Annotated in this window: 5 protein-coding genes; all 5 read left to right on the plus strand. The window is 53.9% G+C overall.

The window, feature by feature from the left end; translation table 11 throughout:
- Window positions 1–240 precede the first annotated feature (240 nt).
- Entirely contained in the window at window positions 241–3,630 is a 3,390-nt protein-coding gene (locus ONB24_03335) for a phospholipase D-like domain-containing protein (GenBank protein ID MDZ7315136.1), read from the plus strand.
- A complete protein-coding gene (locus tag ONB24_03340) occupies window positions 3,627–8,012 on the plus strand; it encodes a DUF559 domain-containing protein (protein ID MDZ7315137.1) in 4,386 nt (1,461 codons plus the stop codon). The genes ONB24_03335 and ONB24_03340 overlap by 4 nt, the downstream gene beginning before the upstream one ends.
- A 123-nt stretch (window positions 8,013–8,135) precedes the next feature.
- Window positions 8,136–8,240 carry a DUF4258 domain-containing protein gene (locus tag ONB24_03345; protein MDZ7315138.1) on the plus strand — a complete coding sequence of 35 codons (105 nt, stop codon included), beginning with the start codon at window positions 8,136–8,138 and terminating at the stop codon, window positions 8,238–8,240.
- Window positions 8,241–8,389: 149 nt separating this feature from the next.
- Window positions 8,390–8,629, plus strand: coding sequence for a DUF2283 domain-containing protein (locus ONB24_03350; protein ID MDZ7315139.1), 240 nt, complete (start codon window positions 8,390–8,392; stop codon window positions 8,627–8,629).
- A 449-nt stretch (window positions 8,630–9,078) separates the two neighbouring features.
- Window positions 9,079–9,252 (plus strand): sulfate transporter subunit (locus ONB24_03355; GenBank protein MDZ7315140.1); only part of this gene is annotated, 174 nt, incomplete at its 3' end.

The raw sequence follows: 9,252 nt of genomic DNA on the forward strand, positions 1-9,252 counted from the left end.
GGCAATTTGCAAAATTGCCGAATGGACAATTTAGAAAATTGTTCTACGAGCTGACGCGTTTATTTTTAAAATTGAGCTGCACGCAGCACAAATTTTAAATTTGTTTCTTCCGGCGAAATTTGCAAAATTGTGTCCTAATTCATTTGAATATTTGCTGCTTTAGGAGCAAATATTTTGTTTGCTCTGCCCTCCTGCTATATAAGATGCGATGAATTCTCACATATTTGACAACGAGGGGTTATGCCGCAAATTTTTGACAACATCGAACGACGGTTGGTCGACGGGCTGACGGCGGTCATGGCACAAGCCGAGCAGGCGTCGTTCTGCATCGGCTATTTCAATCTACGCGGATGGAACGAGCTGGCCGACGTGGTCGACGGCCTGCAGGCCAAAGAGGGCGCCTGCCGCATCCTTATCGGCATGCATCGGCCGCCGGACGAAGAAGCGCGCCTACTGGCCGGTCTGCGCGGCGAGGAAACCGGTCCGGATGGGCCGACGGCGGCGCTGCTCCGAAAGCGCTTTACCGAGACATTCCACAAGCAACTGCAATGGGGCATTCCCACCAATCAAGCGCGTGAAGCGCTTCGCCGCCTGGCTTCCCAACTGCGTATCGGTCGTGTGCGGCTCAAAGCCTTTTTGCGCTACCCCTTACATGCCAAGCTGTACCTGATCCGCCGACAAGATGCCGCTGCCCCCCTGATCGGCTTTGTCGGCAGCAGTAATCTCACCCTGGCCGGAATATCCCTTCAGGGTGAACTGAACGTCGACGTTGTCGAGCAGGACGCGGCGGAAAAGCTGCAGCGCTGGTTCGAGGAACGTTGGAACGACGAGCAGGCCGTGGAACTTTCCTCAACGCTGGCCGATCTGATCGAAAAGTCTTGGGCCTGTCTCGAGGACGTCCGCCCCTATCTCATCTATCTCAAAATTGCCTATCACCTATGCGAAGAGGCGCGCCAAGGCGAAAAAGAGTTAAAGCTGCCCAAACCCTTTCAGAACGTGCTGCTCGATTTTCAAGCGGCGGCGGTGGCGCTGGTTGTCAAACGGCTTAACAAGCTCGGCGGCGTGCTGCTGGGCGATGTCGTCGGGCTTGGTAAAACGCTCATGGCGGCGGCCGTGGCGCGCATTCTGCAGGAAGACAACGATTCCTGGAGCACCCTCGTCATTTGTCCGCCCAAGCTCAAGCCGATGTGGGACACAGTGCTGCAGGAGTATGAAATCACCGGCAAAGTGCTGTCGCTCGGCCGCGTCGACCGTGAATTGCGCGATCTGCGCCGCTATCGATTGGTCATCATAGACGAAAGTCACAATCTGCGCAACCGCGAAGGCGTGCGCTACCGAGCCATCAAAGAATACATCGAGGAGAATGAATCCAAGGCGCTCCTGCTGACCGCCACGCCGTACAACAAACAGTTCCTTGATCTCAGCAATCAGCTTCGCTTGTTTATAGACGAAAATAAATCGCTGCACGTTCGTCCTGAGCGCTTCTTTCGCCTGTGGGCCGAGCAGGGCCGCGACGAAGCCGATTTCGTCGCCCGCTTTCAGGCACCGAGCGACTCCCTGCGCGCCTTCGAGGAGAGTCTCTTTCCCGAGGATTGGCAGGATTTGATGCGGCTCTTTCTCGTCCGCCGCACCCGTCAATTTATTCTGCAAAATTATGCTCAATTCGATCAAGAACGCCGCCGATATTTCGTGATGATGCAGAATAAGCGGTTCTATTTTCCGGTCCGCCGACCATTAAGCATCACTTTTCCAGTGGAACCTGACGACCTTTACGGCCGGCTGCTGCAGGAATCGGTCGTGGAAGAGATTGAACGGCTGAAGCTGCCGCGTTACGGCATGGCGGGCTATCTGGTGACCGACGCCGAGGCGCGCGCGGATACAAAACAGAAAACCGTCATTGCCAACCTGAACCGCGCCGGTCGTCGATTGATCGGTTTTTGCCGCACCAACCTCTTTAAACGACTGGAGTCGAGCGGCTACAGTTTTATGCTCTCCGTCGAACGGCACATCACCCGTAATCTCGTAACGCTCTATGCATTGCAGAATCGCTTACCCGTCCCCATCGGCACGCAGGACGCAGCGCTTCTCGATCCGGCGCTCAACGATTCGGATGAAGAATTTGCCGAGCCGGACGTCGAGACCGGCGAGACGACTCTGCCGGAGCCGACGCCGGAGGTCGGCAAGCGGGAAACACCGGCCGCAGCCTTCCGAGGTCATGCGGAGCAGGTCTACCGAAGGTACTCCAAAGACCTTAAAAAACGGTTCGATTGGCTGGATAGCGAATTTTTTCGACCCGAACTGATGCACGACCTCCAGGCCGACGTCGACGCACTACTGCGGATTCTTGAAAAAGCCGGCAACTGGGAGGTCGATCGCGATGCCAAACTCTGTAAATTGGAAAGCCTTTTGCGCCAAATCCATCCTCAAAAAGCCCTCGTGTTTACCCAGTTTGCCGACACGGCGCTTTATCTGAAAGAAGAGCTGTGCCGGCGAGGCCTGACGAATCTGGCCTGCGTAACCAGCGACGAGGGCGATCCGGTCGCTTTGGCCCGGCGATTCAGTCCCCATTCCAACGGCGGTTTGAAAAACGGCGAAAGCGAGCTGCGCATCCTTATCGCCACCGACGTTCTTGCCGAGGGTCAGAATCTGCAGGATGCCCATATTCTGATCAATTATGACCTGCCGTGGGCGATCATCCGGTTGATTCAGCGCGCCGGCCGCGTCGACCGTATTGGGCAGCAGCACGATACGATTACGGTCTACTCATTTCTGCCGGCCGACGGGGTCGAGCGCATCATCCGCCTGCGTCGTCGGTTGCTCGAAAGATTGACCCAAAACCAGGAGGTCATCGGTGCAGACGAGTCCTTTTTCGGCGAGGAAGCCGCACAAAAGCTGCGCGACTTGTATACCGAAAGAGCCGGTGTTTTGGATGACGATGAGGATCAGGATATCGATCTTGCCAGCCTGGCGCTGCAGGTATGGAACAGCGCTTCGGCGGCGGATCAGAAAGCGGCTGCGGAGCTGCCGCCGATCGTCGCCGGCGCGCGGCATCTCGGTGATGGAACGGCGGGTCTGCCCGGCGCGGTCACCTATCTCAAGTTTCCCGACGGCGCCGACGCGCTGGTACGGGTTGACGAAAAGGGCGACCTGATCTCGCAGTCGCTTGCGGCGATTTTTCGCGACATCGCCTGCGCGCCTGATGAACCCCCGGCGCCGCTTTATGAAGGCCACGACCGTCTCGTGGAGCTCTGCGCGCGCAAGGCCGCCGAGGAACAGGTCAAGCCGGAGGGGAAACTCGGTTCTATGCGCAGCGTCCGCCGCCGTCTCTATGAACGGTTGGACCAGATGCGCAAAAATTGGCAGCGGCAGCGGGAAGACCAGCTCCGAAAGCTCGACGCCGTCAACGCCCTCATTGATCTCATCTGGCGATTTCCGCTCACCTCTGCGGCGCAGGAGGCGATCCGACGGCAGATGCGCTTGGGTATCTCTGACGACGATCTGATCGAGCTGCTGCAGAAAAGGATGGAAGATGAAAATCTGTGTCGAATTATGGAAGAAGAAGCTGCGGCCGAGCCGCAAATCATTTGCTCCCTCGGCCTGCGGCCGAAAAAGCAGAGGAGCGACGCATGAACTGCTCTCCCGAAAGCGTTCGCAGCCGATTGGATGAAGGACTGACGCGGGAAAACCTGGGCAAGTTGTTCCTCGAGACTTTACACTGGGGCAAACCGAGCGACGCCGCCCCCAAGTGGATTATCCTTGATAGATTGCCCGACCGCCTGCTTGCCGAGCCCATCGCGCAGATCGCCGGTGTGCCGGTTTATTACGTCGATTGGCCGGGTGAAACGCTTCCCGGCGTTACGCTGCGACGCCAAGTTCACAATCGGTTGGCTTTTATCGGCGCCGAACACCTCGTGTGGTATGTGAAAGGGCCGCAAGCCGCTCTTACCTTTGCCAGGCGCCGCAGCGACGGTAAAACCGAATTACGCACCCTGCCTTATCAAATCGGTTCGCCTGCCCGCACGACGGTCGAGCAGCTCGCGAAACTCGCTTTTTCCTTCGATGAACTCGGTCCTGAAGGCCGACCGCCGATCAGCATTGTCATCGACAAACTTAATGCCGCCTTTGACGTCCAGGCGGTCACCAAAAAGTTCTTTGAGGAAATCGCCAACTGGTATTTCTGGGCGCGCGGGCACGTCGTCTTTCCGATGCCCAAAGGCGAAAAGAACCCCGAGGCGTATCTCTCGCAAAGTCTCATCCGCCTCATCACCCGCCTGATTTTCTGCTGGTTCATCAAGCAGATGGGATTGATTCCGCGGGAACTGTTCGATCTGCAGACCCTGTCGCGTCTGCTCAAAGACGGCGAGAATCTGGAAGAGAGCAACCGGACTATTTTTTACAAAGCCATTTTGCAAAACCTGTTTTTTGCGACGCTGAACCAGGAAATCGACAAACGCCAATTCCGCAAGCGCAACAAGGATCCGCGCGGCCGCAACCCGCACCGCGGCATTACGAATCTCTATCGCTATGAAGATCTGTTCGCGGATCCTCAGGCCTTTATAAAGCTGGTCGAGCGCATCCCGTTTCTCAACGGCGGGCTGTTTGAGTGTCTGGATCAAGTCTATCGCGCTGAGGAGAATCGGCCCGATGTGCGCATCGACGGCTTTTCCGATCACCCGAAAAACCCGCTGTCGGTGCCCGATTTTCTTTTCTTCGGCAAAGAACGAACCGTGGACCTTTCGGGGGCTTACGGCGAAGCCAGGTACAAGCGCGCCGTCGTCCGGGGTCTGATCCATATTTTTAACCGTTACAACTTTACCGTCACCGAATCTACGCCTTTAGATCAGGAGGTTGCGCTCGATCCTGAAATGGCGGGCAAGATATTCGAGAATCTTTTGGCGTCCTACAATCCGGAAACCGCCACCACCGCGCGCAAGCAGACGGGCAGCTTTTACACGCCGCGGGAAATCGTGGATTATATGGTGGATGAGAGCCTTATTGCGTATTTGAAAGGGAAGTTGGGGGAGTCAAATTCGAGAGGCTTGGAGGGGAACAACTGTACTCCAGCCAACTCCAAGGGGGAGGAACCTCTCCCCCGGCCCCTCTCCGAAGGAGAGAGACCTCTCCCCCGGCCCCTCTCCGAAGGAGAGGGGAGGAAGCTCACTCCCGGCCCCGCTCCTAAAGGAGAGGGGGGAAATTTCACCCCCGGCCCCGCTCCTAAAGGAGAGGGGAGGGTTTTTTCTAACAATCTGTGTTTGAATGCTGGGGCGTGCAAGTTGCCGCCGCGCTATATGACGACAGATTCTGCAACATGGAGGCATCTTAAGCCTTTAGCGCGCGGGCTGCGTCGGGAGCAGACGGAAGCGGAGAATATTTTGTGGCAGCGGCTGCGGAACAGGCAACTCGGCGTGAAATTCAGACGTCAGCATGCTATTGGGGAGTTTATTGTTGATTTTGTGTGTTTGGAGCGGCGTCTGGTGGTGGAGGTGGACGGAGGGATACACAAGCAGCAAAAAGAGTATGATGAGGAGCGATCTCGAATTCTCGCGGCGTTGGGCTTTAGAGTCATCCGTTTTTGGAATGATGAGGTCATCAACAACCTCGAGTACGTTCTGGCGGCCATTGAAGAAGCCATTAGGGAGCCTCTTGCTGGAGAAGAAGCGATCTATGGGGAGGGGGGAAATGAGACCCCATCCCCGGCCGATCTCGGGCGGGGAGCAACCCCACCCCCTACCCCTCCCCGAAGGGGAGGGGTAGTTTTGGCGGCGGTTCATTTCGACCCCACAACCCCACCCCCAACCCCTCCCCAAAAGGGAGGGGAGAATGAGACGGAGGCGGAGTCGGCTTTGAGCAATAATCTCGAAGCCCGTCTGCGTCATCTGCTGGCTTATCACGATGAGCCGCATCAGTTCAGTCCGGAGGAAGCGGAGACGCTGATTGCGGCGATCGACAATCTCAAGGCCCTTGATCCGGCCTGCGGCTCCGGCGCTTTCCCGATGGGACTGCTGCACAAGCTGGTGCATCTCCTCGGCAAACTTGATCCGCGCAACGAACAGTGGAAGGAGCGGCAGATCGCCCGTGTGCGTGATGCCATGACCGCGGCGGAAAAGATCGAAGACGCGGCCATCCGCGAACGATCGCTCAAAGAACTCGAAAGCCAAATCGAGAGCATCGAGGACGCCTTTGCGCGCGGCGAACTCGACTACGGACGCAAGCTCTACCTGATCGAGAACTGCATCTACGGCGTGGACATTCAGCCCATTGCCGTGCAGATTGCCAAAATGCGTTTTTTCATTTCGCTGACGGTGGAGCAGAAAGTCGATCCGACCGCGCCTAATCTCGGCATCCGGCCGCTGCCCAATCTGGAGACCAAGTTTGTCGCCGCCAACACGCTCATCGGTGTGGAGCGGCCGGCGCAGGGGGTGCTGCGCAACCCGGAGATCGACGCCAAGGAGGCCGAGCTGCGGCGCATACGGGAGCGCCACTTTACCGCGCGCACGCCGGCGGCCAAGGCGCGGCTGCGCGAGCAGGACGCGAAAATCCGCGCCGAGATCAGCGAGCTGCTGCGCCAGGACGGCTTTCCGCGCGAGACGACCGAAAAACTTGCGGCGTGGGACCCCTACGACCAGAACGCCTCCGCCGACTTTTTCGATCCGGAGTGGATGTTCGGCGTGCGGGACGGGTTCGATATCGTGATTGGGAATCCGCCGTACCTGGAGTCTCGGAGCCATGCTTTTTCTAATGAAATGAAAACAAAGCTATTGGATGCAATTCAACGACGCTGGCGTGGCATTGAAGTTTTATCTTATATCACGCGAGGAGCTGATCTGCTCGTATTCTTTCTTGAAACCAGTCTTTCACTGATTCATCCTCAAGGAATTGTCGTTTTAATTACGCAAAACGCTTGGTTAGATACAGATTATGGCAAACATTTTCAGGAATTCTTGCTGCGGACAACACACGTTAGCTTAGTGGTGGACAGTGATTTCAAACATTTCAAAAGCGCCTATGGCCCAAACATTAATACTGTAATTACATTTTTTAAAGGGCGCAAACCTGAACCACAAAAAGCAATCACTTTTGCGAGATTTACAGGTCAATTTGATGCCGGTTTGCTTCCATCATCAGGCGATACAATTAATAAAGCGCTCGCAAATGTAAAATTTCTACAATATAGGTACGATTCACCGACGCTACAAAAAACAAAATGGGGGATTTTGCTATCGTTGGAAGACACTGCTTTAGATTTGCTTTCTATTTTAGAAAAGTGCGCTACGCCAATAGAGCACATTTCTATAGCAAGCTTCTCTGTCGGGCAAGGGCTGAATTTAACAAAGGAATATTTTTTGAATGATATCCAGATAAAAAAATTATCATTCATACGCAAGGCAATGATTCCGATCTTTACTTCAGTAGATGGAGCCCCATTTCAAATAATCAAAACATGTCAATACCTGGCCGATACCCGGCGATTGAATAAAGAAGAATTGGAGGAACTTCGAAAGCATGGCATTGCATCTTTTGATCCCAGCGCTACGAAAAAGACTCCACCGGTGCTAATACTCCCGCGTGGGATTGGAAGACATTTTTGCGCTATCAATAGAGCAAAAGCATATTCAGCAAGTGCTGTTGATATTTACGCAAAGGAAAGCTCAATTAATGAAGATATGTTACTAAATCTCTGGATAATATTAAATTCTTCTATAACATGGTTAATGCGAGAAGTTTCCGGACGGAAAAATTTAGGTGGCGGAATGTTAAAAGCAGAAGCAACAGATTTAGCTTCTCTCCCATTATATATGGACCTCGGGGAAAAACGCTCAATCAAAAAAATTGCTGAGAAACTATGGGCTCGTGAAGCTCTCGATCCAATTTTAGAACTTGAAACTGAGGAACATCGTGCAATAGATGCGCTTGTTTTTGATTCTCTTAATTTAAGTGAAAAAAATCGAAAACAAATCCTTGACAGCCTAAAAAAGAAACTTATCGAGCGTACAAGCAAAGCCAAGACATAAAAAAATTTGGCGTATTATGCCCTATCTAGGAATTTTATTTTAGCGCGAGATCGACCAACACGTCTACCGTCTCTACGGCCTGACGCCGGAGGAGATTAAAATCGTGGAGGAAGGGGCGGGAAAATGAACTTTCGCTTCTCCAAGCATGCCGAATCGGAAATGGAATTACGGGGGATTCCGCGCGAGCAGGCGGATGAGGTACTGCTCCGGCCCCAGCAGATTGTTTAGGAGCGGCCGCCCCTAAAGGCATATCAGTCGCAGGTGAACGTCGGGGGTAAAATGATGCTGCTGCGCGCCATTGTGAATGATACCGTAGAACCTGCCGTTGTGGTAACCGTTTACCGTACAAGCAGAATCAGCAAATATTGGAGACAGCCATGAAAATAACTTATGATCCGGAAGTGGACGTGCTGCGGATCCTTTTCCGCAACGTCCCCATAGAGGAAAGTGACGAGGACAAGCCCGGAATCATTCTCGACTATGACAAGGACGGCAATCTTGTCGGAATGGAGATTCTTGACGCCTCAAAACGTACTGATAATCCTTGGGCAATCGACTTTACCGTAACGGAGCCTGCCTCTGTCGTCTGCGAAAAGCCGAAAAAATATGGTTCATAAACTTGTACCGCGGGCAAACCTTTAGACCCCTGGAAGGCAGAAAATGGGGGGTGTTGCCGGCAACAGAAGCATCGGATGCGGCGCATATGCTGCCCCTCCGGCCTGACGTCGGAGGAGATCAACATCGTCGAGGAGGAGACAGATTGAAAATGCCTGATCGTTGTTTTTAGGATTAGCGTCTTTTCAAATGCCGATTTTAAACGCCGAGAGCCGGAAAACGGCGTATAAAGCGGCGGTCCATCTTGAATGCAACCGGCGGGGAAAACGAGAGTCGGTAGCGCAAGTTATAAACTTGCGCTACAGCGGCGCCTCATGCAAAGAGACGCCGCAAATTTTCTGCAGATTACTGTTTTTTCTTTAGCAAAAATTGTGTATTCTGAAGCTTGATTTCTGGAAAATGGTGGGCTAGTATCCGCGGGGAATACAGTAACATGGAAGGCAGGAGAACCATGCGGCGCGTTATCGCAGCGTTTTTCATCGTTATCGGCTTTTCGGCAATCGTCCGGCATCCGCTTTGGGCGCAGACCAAGACCCTGCTGAACGTTTCCTACGACCCGACGCGCGAGCTGTATCAAGAGTTCAACAAAGTCTTTGCCGATTATTGGTTCAAAAAGACCGGCGAA

The organism is candidate division KSB1 bacterium, assembly GCA_034505495.1.
Lineage (GTDB): Bacteria > Zhuqueibacterota > Zhuqueibacteria > Residuimicrobiales > Krinioviventaceae > Fontimicrobium_A.

Bases quoted from the DNA above. Each gene is read 5' to 3' on its own strand.
- ONB24_03340 (MDZ7315137.1), top strand. From the start codon at position 3,627: ATGAACTGCTCTCCCGAAAGCGTTCGCAGCCGATTGGATGAAGGACTG.
- ONB24_03350 (MDZ7315139.1), top strand. From the start codon at position 8,390: ATGAAAATAACTTATGATCCGGAAGTGGACGTGCTGCGGATCCTTTTC.
- ONB24_03345 (MDZ7315138.1), top strand. From the start codon at position 8,136: ATGAACTTTCGCTTCTCCAAGCATGCCGAATCGGAAATGGAATTACGG.
- ONB24_03335 (MDZ7315136.1), top strand. From the start codon at position 241: ATGCCGCAAATTTTTGACAACATCGAACGACGGTTGGTCGACGGGCTG.